Source organism: Serratia sp. TMDUHS_CL, assembly GCF_037137105.1.
In the GTDB taxonomy this organism is placed as follows: domain Bacteria; phylum Pseudomonadota; class Gammaproteobacteria; order Enterobacterales; family Enterobacteriaceae; genus Serratia; species Serratia nevei.
In genome coordinates this window covers 284810-301635 of record NZ_JBBBDV010000004.1, presented here as the reverse complement: position 1 = coordinate 301635, position 16826 = coordinate 284810, and the positions used below count along the sequence as shown (strand labels likewise).

At 63.7% G+C, this 16826-nt stretch carries 10 protein-coding genes and 1 pseudogene; 10 read left to right on the top strand and 1 reads right to left on the bottom strand.

Features of this window, described 5'->3' with window-relative positions:
* Positions 1-38 precede the first annotated feature (38 nt).
* Positions 39-1271, top strand: a complete 1233-nt coding sequence (locus WCL58_RS11350) for a YncE family protein (RefSeq protein WP_141957733.1) — start codon at positions 39-41, stop codon at positions 1269-1271.
* Positions 1272-1330: 59 nt separating this feature from the next.
* Here the strand turns inward: WCL58_RS11350 and WCL58_RS11345 are convergent, their stop codons facing one another.
* Positions 1331-3613 carry a TonB-dependent siderophore receptor gene (locus WCL58_RS11345; RefSeq protein ID WP_141957735.1) on the bottom strand — a complete coding sequence of 761 codons (2283 nt, stop codon included), beginning with the start codon at positions 3611-3613 and terminating at the stop codon, positions 1331-1333.
* Between the two features lie 284 nt (positions 3614-3897).
* Between WCL58_RS11345 and fes the strand changes: the two genes are divergently transcribed.
* From fes to WCL58_RS11300, 9 genes and pseudogenes are all read left to right on the top strand, one after another.
* Positions 3898-5277 carry an enterochelin esterase gene (gene fes, locus WCL58_RS11340; RefSeq protein ID WP_072271055.1) on the top strand — a complete coding sequence of 460 codons (1380 nt, stop codon included), beginning with the start codon at positions 3898-3900 and terminating at the stop codon, positions 5275-5277.
* A pseudogene (locus WCL58_RS11335) lies at positions 5252-5455 on the top strand (MbtH family protein); the annotation flags it as partial. The gene fes and the pseudogene WCL58_RS11335, both read left to right, overlap by 26 nt.
* A 35-nt stretch (positions 5456-5490) precedes the next feature.
* Entirely contained in the window at positions 5491-9435 is a 3945-nt protein-coding gene (locus tag WCL58_RS11330; protein ID WP_141957737.1) for an enterobactin synthase subunit F, read from the top strand.
* Positions 9436-9611: 176 nt separating this feature from the next.
* Positions 9612-10868, top strand: a complete 1257-nt coding sequence (entS, locus tag WCL58_RS11325) for an enterobactin transporter EntS (protein WP_047729313.1) — start codon at positions 9612-9614, stop codon at positions 10866-10868.
* A gap of 212 nt (positions 10869-11080) precedes the next feature.
* The gene (locus WCL58_RS11320; protein WP_087762887.1) at positions 11081-12286 is read left to right on the top strand and encodes an isochorismate synthase; all 1206 of its coding nucleotides are present in this window, start codon (positions 11081-11083) and stop codon (positions 12284-12286) included.
* A gap of 7 nt (positions 12287-12293) precedes the next feature.
* Positions 12294-13922 (top strand): (2,3-dihydroxybenzoyl)adenylate synthase, encoded by a 1629-nt coding sequence (locus WCL58_RS11315; protein ID WP_336851159.1) that lies wholly within the window; start codon positions 12294-12296, stop codon positions 13920-13922.
* 3 nt (positions 13923-13925) lie between these two features.
* On the top strand, positions 13926-14786 hold the full coding sequence (locus WCL58_RS11310; RefSeq protein WP_004930014.1) for an isochorismatase: 861 nt from the start codon (positions 13926-13928) through the stop codon (positions 14784-14786).
* A gap of 60 nt (positions 14787-14846) precedes the next feature.
* Positions 14847-15911: a 7-bladed beta-propeller protein YncE gene (gene yncE / locus WCL58_RS11305; protein WP_060425210.1), complete on the top strand. Its 1065-nt coding sequence runs from the start codon at positions 14847-14849 to the stop codon at positions 15909-15911.
* 121 nt (positions 15912-16032) lie between these two features.
* Positions 16033-16650 (top strand): DUF2238 domain-containing protein, encoded by a 618-nt coding sequence (locus tag WCL58_RS11300; RefSeq protein ID WP_336851158.1) that lies wholly within the window; start codon positions 16033-16035, stop codon positions 16648-16650.
* Positions 16651-16826: the final 176 nt, after the last annotated feature.

The window sequence follows — 16826 nt, the reverse complement described above, 5'->3', positions numbered from 1 at the left end:
ACTCTAACCGAAAGCATGATTTTCAAGGAGATAAAAGGATGTCTGGAACCCTAGCAACCCCGCGCGCGTTACTGTCGCTGCTGGTGGCGGCCTCTCTGGTGGTCGCCGGCGCCGCGCAGGCGGACGATGCCGGCATCAAACCGCAGGACATCAAGCGCGAGGCGCTGTCGTCGACGGTGGTGGAGATGGCCTACAGCACCTCGCAACAGGCGCTGTTCGTCAGCGCGCCGGACTGGAAGGAAGAGGCGCGCTCCCGCGTGCTGCGGCTGGATCCCAACACCCTGGCGATCAAGGCGGAGATCCCGCTGCAGGTGAAAGGCTTCGGCGTGGCGCTGAACGATGCGGGCAATCGCCTGTACCTGACGCAGGCTTTCAACGGCGAAGTCGGGGTGGTGGACACCACCACCAACCACGCGCTGGGCAGCATCAAGCTGCTGGACAAAGCGGTGCTGGAGCAGGCTTACAAGCAGGCGGGCATCAGCGGCAAGCGTCTGGACTTCCTGTTGGCGGAGCTGAAGAAGTTTAAAATCACCGAGGACTATCTGTACCGCCTCCGCGAGATCAAATATGACGCGCAAAGCGGCCGCCTGTTCCTGCCGGGGCTGGGCTTCGGCGTTGACAGCGTGCTGTACGTGGTCGATACCAAGGCCGGCAAGCTGGAGAAAGTGATCCCGGGCTTTGGCTACAATGCGGTGGGCATCACGCTGGATGAGAAGGGCCGCAGGGTATTCGTTTCCAACATGCAGGGGCAGGTGATCACCCTGAACGCCGACACGCTGGCGATCACCGCCACGCACGAAGTGCAGGCCGATCAGCTGCTGAACCTGGTGTATGACCCGGCGAGCAATCGCCTGCTGGGCGTCGATCAGGGCATCGATCGCGACGACTACCGCAACCATCATCTGGGGCACGACTACGTGAAGCGCAGCAGCGGCCATCGGGTGTTTGCGCTGGATGCGGACAGCGGCAAGGTGCTGGCCAGCGAGCTGACGGATGAGGTGCCGATCGGCCTGCTGCTCGACGAGCGCAGCCAGCGGCTGTATGTCGCCAACCGCAAAGGCGTGCGCGTGGATCATGGCGCCGGCACGCTGACGGTGTTCGACGCCAAAACGCTCAAGCGCCTGCAAACCGTAGACCTGCCGCCGCACCCTAACAGCCTGGCGTTGGATCCGAAAGGCGACGCGCTGTTCGTGACGGTGAAAAACGACGGCGCTTCCACCAAGGCCGGCAAGCCGGAAAGCGTGGTGCGCATTCAGCTGCATACCAAGTAACGGAATGGAAAGATAAAAAAAGGGGCGCCGCGGCGCCCCTTTGTTATTGGATCATGTCATCAGAAGTGGGTGTTGATGCTCATGTAGTAGGTACGGCCCGGTTCGTTGTAGGTGGCCGCGCCCGCGCCGGCGATGTTGATCGCGCCGGTAATCGGGTCGCCCACGTTCTGCGCGTTACCGGCGCGGAACTGGCGTTTGTCGAACAGGTTGTCGATGCCGGCGGTGACGCTGACGTTTTTGGTCAGGTCATAGGTCGCGCTGGCGCCGACGACGGCATAAGGGCTGACCTCGCGGGTTTCGCCGCCGGTGGCCGGTTTACCCTGGTAGTTGTACTTCTTCGGCTTCTGACGGCCGTACCAGGTCAGGGTGGACTGCATCGACAGATCCTGCGTAGCCTGCCAGCTGAGGGTCGAGTTGACGGTGAACTTCGGGATCACCGACAGGTAATCGCCGGTGGTCTTGTTCTTGTTCTCGATCATGTAGGTGGCGTTGTTGCTCCAGGTGACGGTCTCGCTGACCGGCACGTTCAACGAGCCTTCCAGTCCTTGTACCACCGCTTTCGGTACGTTCTCCCACTGATAGACCGCCGTACCGGTGCTGCTGGTGGCGATGCGCGAGTTACCCGCTTCAATCTTGTTGTGGTAATCGTTGCGGAAGTAGGTCACGCCGGCCAGCCAGCCTTCGTTATGGAACTCCAGCCCGATCTCTTTGTTGACGCTGGTTTCCGCCTTCAGATCGTCGTTACCCAGCAGGTAGCAGCCGTTTCTGACATCGCTGCCCGCACACCCTTGGCCTTTGCTGTACAGCAGGTAGTTGCCGTTGGTCTGGTACAGGGTCGGTGCCTTGTAAGAACGCGCGATACCCATTTTCAGCGTGAAGTAGTCGCCCAGTTCCTGCGACAGGTTCAGCGCCGGGCTCCAGTTGTTGCCGGATTCTGAATGCAGATCGTAACGCAGACCCGGCGTCAGCATGGTGGTGTCGGTCAGCTCAATGTTGTCTTCGGCGAACAGCGAGAAGATATGCGCGGAAGCGTAAGGGCTGCGCGTGCCGTTGCCCATGCCGGGAATAGTGCCGCCCATCAGCGTTTGGCTGGTGGAGGTGCCGTCTTTCATCCGCTGTTGGGTCCACTCGGTGCCCAGGGTGGCGGTCTGTGAAACGCCCAGCTCAAACGGCACGCTGACTTCGCTGTGCGCCAGGAAGTCGTCCAGCTTGGTGGTGCCGAAACCGGTATTTTTGGTGTCGAAGATGCCTTCGGTGCCGCCGGCCAGGCCTTCGTTCAGGCGGGTATTGCGGGTGCGCTCGAACTGCACGTAGTTGTTGGTGCTCACGCCGTTGTCCCAGGCGCCGCGGTGGGTCAGGCCGAAGGTTTCACGGTAGATGCGGTTAGTCTCTTTGCCGTAGTTGCTCTGCACCAGGGCATTGGTATTGGTGTTCTGGGTATCGCCGGAATACAGGTTGCCCTGACGGCCGTAGGCATACTCGAACTCCAATGACTGCAGATGGGCGAAGTCCCAATGCAGCAAGGCGTCGATGTTTTTATCGACCACCCCTTCGCGCCCGGCGGGCAGGCTGTTGGCGTAGGCGCCTACGCGTTCGGATTTATGCGATTCGTTAATGTCCCAGGCGTCGGCCTGCGTTTTGCTGTAGCCGCCGAACAGGCGGAAGCTCAGGGAATCGCTCAGCGGGCCGGACAGGCTGAAGTCGGTGCGCTTGGTGGCGCCCTCCTGCTTGTGCTGCGGCACGTTGAAGTAGCCGTTCAGCGAGCCGTGCAGCGCATCGCCGGCCTTCTTGGTGATGATGTTGACCACGCCGCCCGCGGCGCCGTTGCCGTAGCGCGCGGCGGCCGGGCCGCGCAGCACTTCGATGCGTTCGATCATTTCCGGCGGCACCCAGGCGGTATCACCGCGCGAGTCGCGCTCGCCGCGCCAGCCCTGACGCACCGAGTTGCGGCTGGAGGCCGGTTTGCCGTCGATCAGAATCAGGGTGTTTTCCGGGCCCATGCCGCGGATATCGATCTGGCGATTGTTGCCGCGCTGGCCGCTGGTGGAGTTGCCGGTCAGGTTAACCCCGGGCATGGTGCGGATCAGTTCGCTGATGTCGCGCGCCGGCGGGCGTTTTTTGATCTCGTCGGCGGTGATGGTGGACACCCCCGGCGCCTGCAGGTTCTGCCGGGCGGCGGTCACGACGATGGTGTCTTCGCCGCGCGGTTTTTTATCCGTGGTGCCGCTGTTTTCTTCCGTGGTGGTGGTGTCGGTCTGCTGCGCGGCGTTGGCGAACGCGGACGCGCCCAATCCCAAGCCGATAAGAGTGGCTAAAGAATAACGTGATAGCTTGCTTTTCATCTGAGTGTCCTACCTTGCTGCCATCCCTCGCCGAACGGGGGGAAGGGCGGTTGTAGTTTTTGTGTAGTCGGAAATAGAAAATCGGCTGCGGCAAGGGATGCCATTGATGTATCCCCGATCCCTGTCCGTTGCGCGCAATACCAGCACGATCTCCAAGCCTTACACACTATTGCAAATGCAAATTATTATCAATAGTATTTGGCGTACAGTGCGTTCGGGCGGTGGCCGGCGATAGGGAAAAGTCGACGTTCCCGGTGCCGCCAACTACAAAATGGGTAGGCGTTGTGAATACAGAACTACAGTCAGAAAGCAGCAGATTATTGGCCAGCAGCAATGCGGGCAGTCCAGGGTGGTGGTTGACGGTGGCACGACGCGGTACGCCATGGGTAGAACCGGCGGGTAACGGCCGTTGGCGAACCACCTTTTTCTGGCGCGATCCTCAGGGATGCGAATTGACCTCCGCCTACCGTCGCGTGTGGATCAACATCAACTGCCTGACCGACCATCATCAGCCGAATCCGCCGCAAAGCCTGCAGCGTTTGGCCGGCACCGACGTGTGGTACTGGCAGACCGAGCTGAGCGGCGCCTGGCGCGGCAGCTACTGCTTTATCCCCTGCTTTGACGAGCGGCCGCCGGCGTTCAGCGGCGACGATGCGCACGCCAACATGCACAACCTGCGCCACTGGTGGCACCAGGTGTTCGCCAGCGCCACCCCCGATCTGCTCAACCCGTATCGCTCCTGGCAAAGCGCCAGCGGCCACAGCGTCTCCGGCCTGCACATGCCGGATGCGCCGCCGCAGCCGGTATGGCGCTCGTTCGACGAGTACGAGATCGCCAGCGGGCGCTGTACGCCACCGCTGCCGGCGCGTTTGCAGCGCCATACCTGGCAAAGCGAGCGCCTGGGCAACAGCCGCGATGTCTGGATCTACACCACCGGTGACAGCAAGCCGGCCGAGCGTCCGTTGGCTATTCTGCTCGACGGCCAGTTCTGGGCGAAGCAGATGCCGGTTTGGGAGCCGCTGATGCAGCTGACCCGTGAAGGGGCATTGCCGGAAGCGGTGTATGTGCTGATCGACATTATCGATCTGCCGCACCGGTCGCGCGAACTGACCTGCAAGGACGACTTCTGGCTGGCGGTGCAGGAAGAACTGATGCCGCAGCTGGCCGACTGGGCGCCGCACAGCGACAAACCGGCCGATACGGTGGTGGCGGGGCAAAGCTTTGGCGGCCTGGCTTCCCTGTATGCCGGGCTGCGCTGGCCGCAGCGCTTCGGCGCGGTGATCACCCAGTCCGGTTCCTACTGGTGGCCGCGGCGCGACATGCTGCAGTTGCCGAGCATTCCCGACGACGCCTGCTGGTTGATGCAGCAGGTGGAACGGCATGGCCTGGGCAACCACGGCGCGCTGAAGGTATTTATGGAAGCCGGTTCGCAGGAAAAGCTGGTGCACCGGGTCAGCGGCGAAATGGCGGCGCGTCTGAGCGACGCCGGCCATCGGGTGCACTACCGGGTGGTGGAAGGCGGGCACGACGCGCTGTGCTGGCGCAGCGGCCTGACCGACGGGCTGCAGGCGGTCTGGGCTTCCGCTTTCGCCACCGCTTATCCGGCATCGGCGACGGCAACGGCACGAGGAACACATGATGGAAAGCCTGAATCCGTTCGATGATCAACAGCAGCGCAGCCTGGTGCTGCGCAACGTACAACAACAATACAGTTTGTGGCCGGATTTCCGCGCCATTCCGTCCGAGTGGACGATCGTCTTCGGCCCGGCGGCGCGCACTGCGTGCGCCGAATGGCTGGAACAGCATTGGCAAGACATTCTGCCGGTCGCAGCACGCGAGGCGTGGCCGGCGCCAGGTAATCACGGGAGCAATAAGCAGTGTCACACACCCCTAACTCTCTCAGCGGCCCGGCGCTTGCGGGCGAATGGCCGCTGGTCGCGGCGCAACCCGGCATCTGGGTCGCCGATCAAATTTCCCCGCATCGCAATGCCTACGCGGTGGCCCACGCCATCGAACTCAACGGCCCCATTGCCGTAGAGCCTCTGCTGCAGGCCATTACCCAGGGCCTGGGCGAGGTGGATATGCTGCGCCTGCGTTTTGCGGAACGCGACGGCGTGCCGGTGCAATGGCTGGACGACGCGCTGGCGGTGCACGAGCCGGAACTCGTCGATCTGACGACGTCGCCGGACCCCGAAGCCGCCGCGCGCGCGCTGATGGATATCGATCTGGCGAGCGATCTGCGCGCCGGCAGCGGCGCGCCGCTGTATCGCCATGTGGTGATGCGCCTCGCGGATGACCGCTGGTTCTGGTATCAGCGCTATCACCATCTGCTGGTGGACGGTTTCAGCTTCACCGCCATCGCTCGCCGCGTGGCGGCGATTTACACCCATCTTTGCCACGGCGACGCGCTGGAACCGACGCCTTTCACGGCGTTCAGCGACGTGGTGGCGGAATACCAGGCTTACCGGGAGGCGCCGGCCTGGCAGCGCGACGCCGATTTCTGGCTCGAAAAAGCGCGGCAGCTGCCGCCGCCGGCGACCCTTTGCCCGCAGCCGCTGGCCGGGCAAACCCCCACGCCGCGCATCCACCGGCTGGAACAGCGCTGCGATCCGCAGGCCTTTGCCGAACTGGTGCAGTGCGGCGCGCAGCAGAAGCTGAACGCCGCCGATATGGCGGTGGCGCTGGTGGCGCTGTGGGTATCGCGCCTGAGTGGCCAACCGAGCTTCAGCGCCGGTTTTATCTTCATGCGCCGTACCGGATCGGCCGCCCTGTGCGCCGCCGGCCCGGTGATCAACGTGCTGCCGATGGAGATGCACCTCGAGCCGCAGGCCACGCTGTATGAGGCCGCCGCCCGCATCAGCCGCGAGCTGAAAACGGTGCGCCGCCATCAGCGCTACGACGCCGAACAGGTGCAGCGCGATCTGGGGCGCATCGGCGACGGCGAACCGCTGTACGGCACGGTCTTCAACTTCAAAATGTTCGATTACCAGCTGGACTTCGCCGGTATCGAAGGCATCACCCACGATCTGGCCTCCGGGCCGGTGCGCGATCTGGAGATTGCGCTGTTTATCGACGAGCACCATCAGCTGAAGGTTGAACTGCTGGCCAACGCCGAGCGTTACAGCCGCCAGGAACTGCAGGCGCATCTGCAGCGGTTGCCGCTGCTGCTGGCGCAGTTCGCCGCGCAGGCAACGTTGCCGATCGGCGAAGCCGATATGCTGACCGCCGACGATCACGCGCTGCTGGCGCGGGTCAACGACACGGCGCACCCGGTACCGGCGACCACGCTGAGCCAGCTGCTGGCGCAGCAGGCGCAAACCACGCCGGACGCGCCGGCGCTGGCGGATGCGCATTTCAGCTTTACCTACCGCGAAACGCGCGAGCAGGTCACGGCGCTGGCGCGCGAGCTGGTGGCGCAGGGCGTGCGGCCGGGCGACATTGTGGCGGTGGCGCTGCCGCGTTCGGTGTTCCTGTCGCTGGCGTTGATGGCTATCGTGGAAGCGGGCGCCGCCTATCTGCCGCTGGACACCGGTTATCCGGACGAGCGGTTGGCGATGATGCTGGAAGACGCCGCGCCGCGGCTGGTCATCACCAACCCGGCGCAGCAGGCGCGCTTCGCCGACAAGGGCGAAATCTTGCTGTATGACGCGCCGCTGGCGGCCGATCACGCCGCCGGGGTGGCGATCGCGGGCCCGACGCCGGACCATGCGGCCTATATCATCTTTACCTCCGGCTCCACCGGGCGCCCGAAAGGCGTGCTGGTCGGCCATCAGGCGATCGTCAACCGCCTACTGTGGATGCAACACCAGTATCCGCTGGGGGCGGACGACGCGGTGCTGCAGAAAACGCCGTGCAGTTTCGACGTCTCGGTGTGGGAATTCTTCTGGCCGCTGATGGTGGGCGCCCATCTGGTGATGGCGCCGCCGGAGGCGCATCGCGACCCGCAGCAGCTGCAACAGCTGATCGCACAACATCGCATTACCACGCTGCACTTCGTGCCGTCGATGCTGGCGGCTTTCGTGGCCGCCCTGGACGACGACGCGGCGGTGGCGAGCTGCGCCGCGCTGCGCCAGGTGTTCTGCAGCGGCGAAGCGCTGCCGGCGGAGCTGTGCCGCCTGTGGCAAAGCCGCACGGCGGTGCCGTTGCACAACCTCTACGGCCCGACCGAAGCGGCGGTGGACGTGACCTGGCATCCGGCCTACGGCGAGGCGCTGGCGAAGGTGACCGGCGCCAACGTGCCGATCGGCCTGCCGGTGTGGAATACCGGGCTGCGCATTCTTGACGCGCGCCTGCGGCCGGTGCCGCCGGGCGTGGCGGGCGATCTGTATCTGACCGGCGTGCAGCTGGCGCACGGCTACCTTGGCCGGCCGGATCTGACCGCCAGCCGCTTTGTCGCCGATCCGTTCGGCGAGGGCGGGCGCATGTACCGCACCGGCGACGTGGCGCGCTGGCTGCCGGACGGCGCGGTGGAATATTTGGGCCGCAGCGACGATCAGCTGAAGATCCGCGGGCAGCGTATCGAGCTGAGCGAAATCGACCATGCCTTGCTGTCGCTGCCGGGCGTGCGCCAGGCGGTGACGCACGCGCTGGTGCTGCAGGGCACGCCGGTGGACGCCGGCGGCGATGCGCGCCAGCTGGTGGGCTATCTGGTGATGCAGCCTGGTGCGAACTGGGATGCGGAATCCCTGCGCGCGGCGCTGGCCGACCGTCTGCCGCCGCACATGGTGCCGGTGGCGCTGGTGGAAATGAGCGATTTGCCGCTGAGCGCCAACGGCAAGCTGGATCGCAAGGCCTTGCCGCAGCCGCAGGGCGGTGAACGCAAGGCAGGACGGCCGCCGCAGGCCGGGCTGGAAAGCGAGATCGCGGCGGTGTTCGCCCGCTTGCTGCAGCGCGAGCAAGTGTTCGCCGACGACGATTTCTTCGCGCTCGGCGGCCATTCGCTGCTGGCGATGCGTCTGGCGGCGGAGCTGCGCCGCGATCTGGGCAAGGCGGTGTCCGTCGGCCAGGTGATGGTGGCGTCGCGCGTTGAGCAGTTGGCGGCCTTGCTGGCGGAAGATCGCACGCAGGAAGAGGCCGATCGCAGCGGATTCGACAGCGTATTGCCGCTGCGCGTCACCGAGGGGCCGACGCTGTTCTGTCTGCACCCGGCGTCCGGTTTCTCCTGGCAGTTCAGCGTATTGCCGCGCTATCTCGATCAGCACTGGTCGCTGGTCGGTATCCAGTCGCCGCGGCCGGACGGGCCGCTGGCGCTGAGCGAAGATATGGATCAGGTGGTGGATGCCCACCTGCAGACGGTGTTGCAGGTACAGCCGCACGGGCCGTACCACTTTATCGGCTACTCGCTGGGCGGCACGCTGGCGCAGGGCATCGCCGCCCGGCTGCAGGCGCGCGGTGAGCAGGTGGCGTTCCTCGGCCTGCTGGATACCTATCCGCCGGAGACCCAAAACTGGGACGTGATGCTGGACGACAACGTGTTGAAGGAAGTGCAGCGCGAGCGCGAGCAGTTCCTGGCGGTGTCGCAGGATACGCTCGATCCGGCGCTGGGCGAGACGCGCACCGCGATGTTCGACAACATCGAAGCCAACTACGCCGATTCGGTGCGGTTGCTGTCGCACACGCGCACCGCCCGCTTCCGCGGTCAGGCGACGCTGTTCGTCGCCAAACGCACATTGCAGGAAGGGATGGACGTGCAGCAGACCTGGTCGCAGTACGTCGATGCGCTGCAGGCGCACGAGCTGGACTGCGCGCATGTCGATATCGTTTCGCCGGCGTCGTTCAAAGTGCTGGGGCCGCTGCTGAACCGGATCTTGCGCACGCTGTAATCGCGCCCGTCATCTCGCCGCCAGGCACGGGGATTACCCCGCGTGTGGCGGCGTTTCTTGCGGTTGCTCACAGTTGAATATCAATGAGTTTTATTATCATTATTGATTTCGTCATCTGTGCTAGCATAGCGCCCCGCAACTGCAGAATCCCCGTTTAAAGATGTGGTGAACAACCGATGAGTAGCAAACCCTCCATCCTGCTTGATTTTAGCCTGCTGAAAACCAACCGGGCTTTCCGCGCGGTATTCTGCGCGCGCTTTATCTCCATTGTGGCGCTGGGGCTGATGGCGATCGCCATCCCGGTGCAGATCCAGGCGCTGACCGGTTCCACCCTGCAGGTCGGGCTGGCGGTGACGCTGGCCGGCGGCGGCATGTTCGCCGGGCTGCTGATGGGAGGCGTATTGGCCGATCGCTATGAGCGGCGCCGGCTGATCCTGTTCGCACGCTCCACCTGCGGCGTCGGCTTCGTCGGCCTGTGCCTCAACGCCCTGTTGCCGTCGCCTTCGCTGGCGGCCATTTATCTGCTGGCGGTGTGGGACGGCTTCTTCGGCGCGGTGGGGGTGACGGCGCTGCTGGCGGCCACGCCGGCGCTGGTGGGCCGCGAAAACATCGTGCAGGCGGGCGCCATCAGCATGCTGACGGTGCGCTTCGGCTCGATTCTTTCCCCGGCGATTGGCGGCCTGGTGATTGCCCATATGGGCATTGCCTGGAACTACGGCCTGGCGGCGTTTGGCACCCTGTTGACGCTGCTGCCGCTGCTGAGCCTGCCGCAGCTGATGCCGCCGCCGCAGCCGCGTGAACACCCGCTGCGCGCGTTGGCGGGCGGCTTCGCCTTCCTGTTCCAGAACAAGGTGATCGGCATGGTGGCGCTGATCGGCGCGCTGCTGACCATGGCCAGCGCGGTGCGCGTGCTGTACCCGGCGATGGCGGAGAGCTGGCACATCGACGCTGCCCACCTCGGCTATATGTACGCCGCCGTGCCGCTCGGCGCGGCCATCGGTGCGTTCACCAGCGGGCGCGTGGCGCACGTGGCGCGCCCCGGCTGGGTGATGCTGCTGACGGCGATCGCGGCGTTCGCCGCCATTGGCCTGTTCGGCCTGATGCCGTGGTACAGCCTGGCGTTGCTGTGCCTGGTGGCGTTCGGCTACCTGAGCGCGCTGAACTCGCTGCTGCAATACGGCCTGATCCAGAGCCTGACGCCGGACAACTTCCTCGGCCGCATCAACGGCCTGTGGACGGCGCAGAACGTGGTGGGCGATGCGCTGGGCGCATTATTGCTGGGGGCGATGGGCGCCTTCATGCTGCCGGCGATGAGCGCCAGCGGTTTCGGCTTCGGCGCGGCGGTGCTCGGCATCCTGTTGCTGTTCGCCATGACCGGTTTGCGCCAGGTCACGCTGCACAAACCGGAGCCGCAGCCCGCCACAGAAAAGTAGTCGAACGCGTTAAGACAACGCTGTGGGATCAAATAGCAATGCTTATCATCGGCATGCGTAAAACCCACAGCGTTTATGTCATGATTTCGAAATGAAAGAAGTGCTTACGTTTATTGACATAGCAAATATCGGCGAGTAATTTAGCGCGGAATTAACTCAAATGATAATCATTATTATATTGGTTATCACTTCAAATCCTTGAGGGCGAAGCGATGGATACTGCCGTGAACGACATCAATCGAAAGGAAATGCAGGAGCGCGAAGAACACCGGTTCGCCGCTGATTTTTCTCCGGCGTCGGGCTTCTTCTTTACCTCTCCTTTCCGCAGCTTGACCACCACCGGTTGTTTCAGCCGCATTCGCCTGCCGGCCGCAGACGGCGCCGACCTGAACGGCGAGTTCCAGCGCAGCGTACGGCAGGCGTTTGCCGAGGCCCGTCAGGCCGGCATCAAAAAACCGCTGCTGTGCGGCGCCATACCGTTCGATACCCGGCAGCCTTCGGCGCTGTTTATTCCGCAGCAGAGCCGCTGGTTCGATCGCGCCGCCTTTATGGCCGGCGTTCGGCCCGCGGCGAACGGCCCTGAACTGGCCGGCGTGACGGAGCTGCCGCCGCAGCAGCCGTTTATGAACATGGTCAGCGACGCCGTCGACGCGATGAAGGCCGGTGAGCTGGATAAAGTGGTGCTGTCGCGCCTGCTGGAGATCGAAACGCGCCAGCCGGTGGATCGCCATGCGCTGATGGCGCGCGTGATTGCCCAGAACCCGCACGGTTTCCATTTCCATGTGCCGCTGGAGCAGGGCGCGCTGTTGGGCGCCAGCCCGGAGCTGCTGCTACGCCAGGACGGCGGCCGTTTCTATTCCAACCCGCTGGCCGGTTCCGCCCGGCGCGAGGCCGACCCGCAGCGCGATCGCGAAGTAGGAGAGCGGCTGATGGCCTCGGCGAAAGATCGCCACGAGCATCGCATCGTCACCGAAAGCATGCGTGACGTGCTGGCCGGCCGCTGCCGTTACCTGAACGTGCCGCACACCCCTGAATTGTTGACCACCACGACGCTGTGGCATCTCTCTACGCCGATCGACGGCGAGGCGGCGTCTCCAGACGAAAATGCCCTGTCGCTGGCCTGCCTGCTGCACCCGACGCCGGCGCTGTGCGGCATGCCGACGGCCGAGGCGCACGCCCTGATCGGCAAGCTGGAGCCGTTCGATCGCGGCCTGTTCGGCGGCATCGTCGGCTGGTGCGACGACGAAGGCAACGGCGAGTGGGTAGTGACTATCCGCTGTGGCACCGTTGACGGCAACCGGGTGCGGCTGTTCGCCGGCGCCGGCATCGTGGAAGACTCTTCACCCGAATCTGAATGGCATGAAACAGGCACCAAACTCAGCACCATTCTGCGTGCCTTTGGTATGAATCAAGGATAACGACAAGATGAGCATTGCCTTTACCCCCTGGCCGGCGGAGTTCGCCAGCCGCTATCGCGAACGCGGCTACTGGACTGACAAGCCGCTGACCGAGATCCTCGACCGCCAGGCCAACAACGACGCCCCGGCGATTATCGACGCCCAGGGCAGCCTGACCTACCGCGAGCTGCAGCAGCGCGCCGATCGCCTGGCGGCCGCTCTGCTGCGCCGCGGCGTGAAATCCGGCGACACCGCGTTGGTGCAGCTGGGCAACGTGGCGGAGTTCTATATCGTGTTCTTCGCGCTGCTGAAAATTGGCGTGGCGCCGGTCAACGCGCTATTCAGCCATCAGCGCAGCGAGCTGAACGCCTATGCCGAGCAGATCAAACCGGCGCTGCTGATCGCCGATCGCCAGCACGGGCTGTTTGCCGACGATCAATTCCTGAACGCCTTCCGCGATGCGCATCCTTCGCTGCGGGTTGTGGCGCTGCGCAGCCAGCCCGAGGGCGAGCTGGCGCTGGCCGCCTGGCTGGACGAGGCGAGCGACGGTTTTGTCGCGCAGCCTTCCGCGGCCGATCAGGTGGCGTTCTTCCAGCTTTCCGGCGGCAGCACCGGTACGCCGAAGCTGATCCCGCGCACCCACAATGATTACTACTACAGCATTCGCCGCAGCGTGGAGATCTGTCGTTTCGACGCGCAGACCCGTTATCTGTGCGCGCTGCCGGTGGCGCACAACTACCCGATGAGTTCGCCGGGCGTACTGGGCGTGTTTTATGGCGCCGGGCGGGTGGTGTTCGCCGCCGATCCGGACGCCGGGCAGTGCTTCCGCCTGATCGAACAGCACCAAATCAACGTGACGGCGCTGGTACCGCCGGCGGTCACGCTGTGGCTGCAGGCGATCGAAGAGTGGGGCGGCAATGCCCAGCTCGCCAGCCTGAAACTGCTGCAGGTGGGCGGCGCCAAGCTGGGCGAAACGCTGGCGGCGCGCATTCAGAACGAAATCGGCTGCCAACTGCAGCAGGTGTTCGGCATGGCGGAAGGGCTGGTGAACTACACCCGGCTGGACGACGACGAACGCCACATCCTGACGACGCAAGGGCGGCCGATGTCGCCGGACGACGAAGTATGGGTGGCGGATGACGACGGCAATCCGTTGCCGGCGGGCGAGGTCGGGCGGTTGATGACGCGCGGGCCTTATACCTTCCGCGGTTACTACCAGAGCCCGGCGCACAACGCCGACGCCTTCGATGCCGACGGTTTCTACTGCTCCGGCGATCTGATCAGCATCAGCGAAGACGGCTACATCACCGTGCAGGGGCGGCAGAAAGACCAGATCAACCGCGGCGGGGAAAAGATCGCCGCCGAGGAGATCGAGAACCTGCTGCTGCGTCATCCGGACGTGATCAACGCCGCGCTGGTGTCGATGCCGGACGCGCTGATGGGGGAGAAGAGCTGCGCCTATATCATCGCCAACGCGCCGCTGAAGCCGGTGGTGCTGCGTCGCCACCTGCGCGAGCAGGGCGTGGCGGACTTCAAACTGCCGGATCGCTTTATTCAGGTGGACAGCCTGCCGCTGACCCCGGTCGGCAAAGTGGACAAAAAACGGCTGCGCCAGCAGCTCGACGCGCAACTACAGACTCAGGCTCAGGGAGATTAATCGATGGCCATTCCAAAACTTAATGACTACGCGCTGCCGACGGCGGACGAACTGCCGCAAAATAAAGTCACCTGGCAGGTAGAACCGCAGCGCGCCGCGCTGCTGATCCACGATATGCAGCAGTATTTCCTCAATTTCTGGGGCGAAGACAGCGCGCTGATTAAACAGGTGGTGGAGAACATCGCCAACCTGCGCCGCTACTGCAAACAGCAGGGCATTCCTGTGTTCTATACCGCGCAGCCGAACCAGCAGAGCGATGAAGATCGCGCGCTGTTGAACGACATGTGGGGGCCGGGCCTGAACAAACACCCTGAGCAGCAGGCGGTGACCGCCGCGCTGGCGCCGGACGAAGACGACACGGTGCTGGTGAAATGGCGCTACAGCGCCTTCCACCGCTCGCCGCTGCAGGAGATCCTGCAGGAGTCCGGCCGCGATCAGCTGATTATCTGCGGGGTGTATGCGCACATCGGCTGCCTGACCACCGCCATCGACGCCTTCATGCGCAACATCCAGCCGTTCATGGTGGCCGACGGCCTGGCGGACTTCTCGCGTGACGAACACCTGATGGCGCTGCGTTACACCGCCGGCCGCTGCGGCCGGGTGGTGACCACCGCCTCTCTGTTGCCGGCTGCCGGTATCGCCAGCATCGATGCGCTGCGTCAGCAGATCCTGCCGCTGCTTGACGAGGACAGCGAAGACATGGGCAACGATGAGAACCTGATCGATTACGGCCTGGATTCGGTGCGCATCATGGAGCTGGCGACCCGTTGGCGCAAGATCCGCGGCGACATCGACTTTATCGCGCTGGCGCGCAACCCGACCATCGACAGCTGGTGGGCGCTGCTTTCCGAAGAGAAAGCCTGATTTTAATAACGAAAGAGGGCGGCCGAGCGGCCGCCCCGTTGGCTCTATAAGGAGATTTCGATGAATACTTTGATCACCAAGGGAAAACGTGCGGCATTTCCGCTGATGCTGCTGTCCACGCTGTTGTTCTCCAACTCGTTGCTGGCGCAGACCGCGCCGGAAGTGCTGCGCAAGCCGGTTGGCAAGGGCGCCTATGAAATGGCCTACAGCCCGAGCGAGAACGCGCTCTACCTGGCGACGTCGCAGAGCCGTAAGCTGGACAAGGGCGGCATCGTTTACCGTCTGGATCCGACCACGCTGGACGTGACCCAAATTATCCATAACGACATCAAACCGTTCGGCGCCGCCGTCAACGCCAAGACCGGCACGCTGTTCTTCGGCAACACCGTCAATAACTCGGTGACCGCCATCGACGCCAAGACCGGCGACGTGAAAGGCCGCCTGGTGCTGGACGCGCGCAAGCGTTCCGAGACCGTCAAGCCGCTGGCGCCGCGCGAACTGGTGGCGGATGCCGACAGCGATACCCTGTACATCACCGGGCTGGGTGAATCCAGCGTGGTGTGGGTGGTGGACGGCAAGGATCTGACCCTGCGCGCCACCGTGACCGACACCGGCAAATACGGCACCGGCCTGGCGCTGGACGCCGCCGCCAAGCGCCTGTACGTCACCAACGCCGACGGCGAGCTGGTGACCATCGACACCCAATCCAACAAGGTGCTGTCGCGCAAGAAGCTGGATGAGTCCAAAGAGCACTTCTTCCTGAACATCAGCCTGGATACCGCTACCCATCGCGCGTTCATCACCGATTCCAAGCAGCCGCAGGTGCTGGTGGTGGATACCCGCAACGGCAACATCCTGAGCAAGATCGACGTGCCGGAGTCGCTGGCGGTGCTGTTCAACCCGGCGCGCAATGAAGTTTACGTCACCCATCGCCAGGCGGGCGAAGTGAGCGTAATCGACGCCAAGAGCTACAAGGTGCTGAACACCATCAAGACGCCGACCCATCCGAACAGCCTGGCGCTGTCGCCGGACGGCCAGACGCTGTACGTCAGCGTCAAGCAGGCTTCCAGCCGCGAGAAAGAAGCCACCGCGCCGGACGACGTGATCCGCGTAGCGCTGAAATAATCCCGCTCAGGGTAAGCGCACACCGAACAGGCGAAGCGGCGACGCTCCGCCTGTTTTTTTTCGCCCCAGGATCTGCGGTATAAAGTGTGCATTGATCCGTTAACCCGAAGGAACGTTGGTTATGCCCGCCTCGCGCACCCCGCTGTTGTTGTTCGTTATCACCCTGCTGCTGCTGGCCGCGCTGATCCACAGCGGCATCCACCCTTACGATCGCACCACCTGGCTGATGGAGGTGGCGCCGGTATTGATCGCCTTGCCGCTGCTGTGGCTGACCCATCGCCGTTATCCGCTGACGCCGCTGCTCTATACGCTGATTTTCTTCCATGCGCTGATCCTGATTTTCGGCGGCATGTACAGTTACGCCCGCGTGCCGCTGGGGTTTGAGGTGCAGCAGTGGCTGGATCTTGGCCGCAACCCGTACGACAAACTGGGGCATTTCTTCCAGGGGCTGGTGCCGGCGCTGGTGGCGCGCGAAATCCTGCTGCGCGGCGGCTATGTGCAGGGCCGCAAGATGCTGGGCTTTGTGGTGTGCTGCATCGCGCTGGCCATCAGCGCCGTTTACGAGCTGATCGAGTGGTGGGCGGCGCTGGCGCTGGGCCAAGGCGCCGACGAGTTTCTCGGCACCCAGGGCGACCCGTGGGATACCCAGTCCGACATGTTCTGCGCGTTGCTCGGCGCGCTATGCGGTTTGCTGCTGTTCGCCGGTTGGCAAGACCGGCAAATTCGCCGCCTACGCTGAGTATTTTCCGACGTTGATCAGGCCCGCCTTATGGCGGGTTTTTTTATTTATGCTCAGTTTGTTAATCCACTTCATTTGTGCATTGAATTAGAAAAAGGCTGCAAAATTCACTCTGTGAATTGTATGGTGAGATTGAATATGTGTTTGTTTTTATTGTATTTTATTCTTTTTGTTAA

Coding starts and splice junctions, on each gene's coding strand:
- WCL58_RS11350 (WP_141957733.1), top strand. CDS start 39: ATGTCTGGAACCCTAGCAACCCCGCGCGCGTTACTGTCGCTGCTGGTG.
- WCL58_RS11345 (WP_141957735.1), bottom strand. CDS start 3,613: ATGAAAAGCAAGCTATCACGTTATTCTTTAGCCACTCTTATCGGCTTG.
- entS (WP_047729313.1), top strand. CDS start 9,612: ATGAGTAGCAAACCCTCCATCCTGCTTGATTTTAGCCTGCTGAAAACC.
- WCL58_RS11320 (WP_087762887.1), top strand. CDS start 11,081: ATGGATACTGCCGTGAACGACATCAATCGAAAGGAAATGCAGGAGCGC.
- WCL58_RS11315 (WP_336851159.1), top strand. CDS start 12,294: ATGAGCATTGCCTTTACCCCCTGGCCGGCGGAGTTCGCCAGCCGCTAT.
- WCL58_RS11310 (WP_004930014.1), top strand. CDS start 13,926: ATGGCCATTCCAAAACTTAATGACTACGCGCTGCCGACGGCGGACGAA.
- yncE (WP_060425210.1), top strand. CDS start 14,847: ATGAATACTTTGATCACCAAGGGAAAACGTGCGGCATTTCCGCTGATG.
- WCL58_RS11300 (WP_336851158.1), top strand. CDS start 16,033: ATGCCCGCCTCGCGCACCCCGCTGTTGTTGTTCGTTATCACCCTGCTG.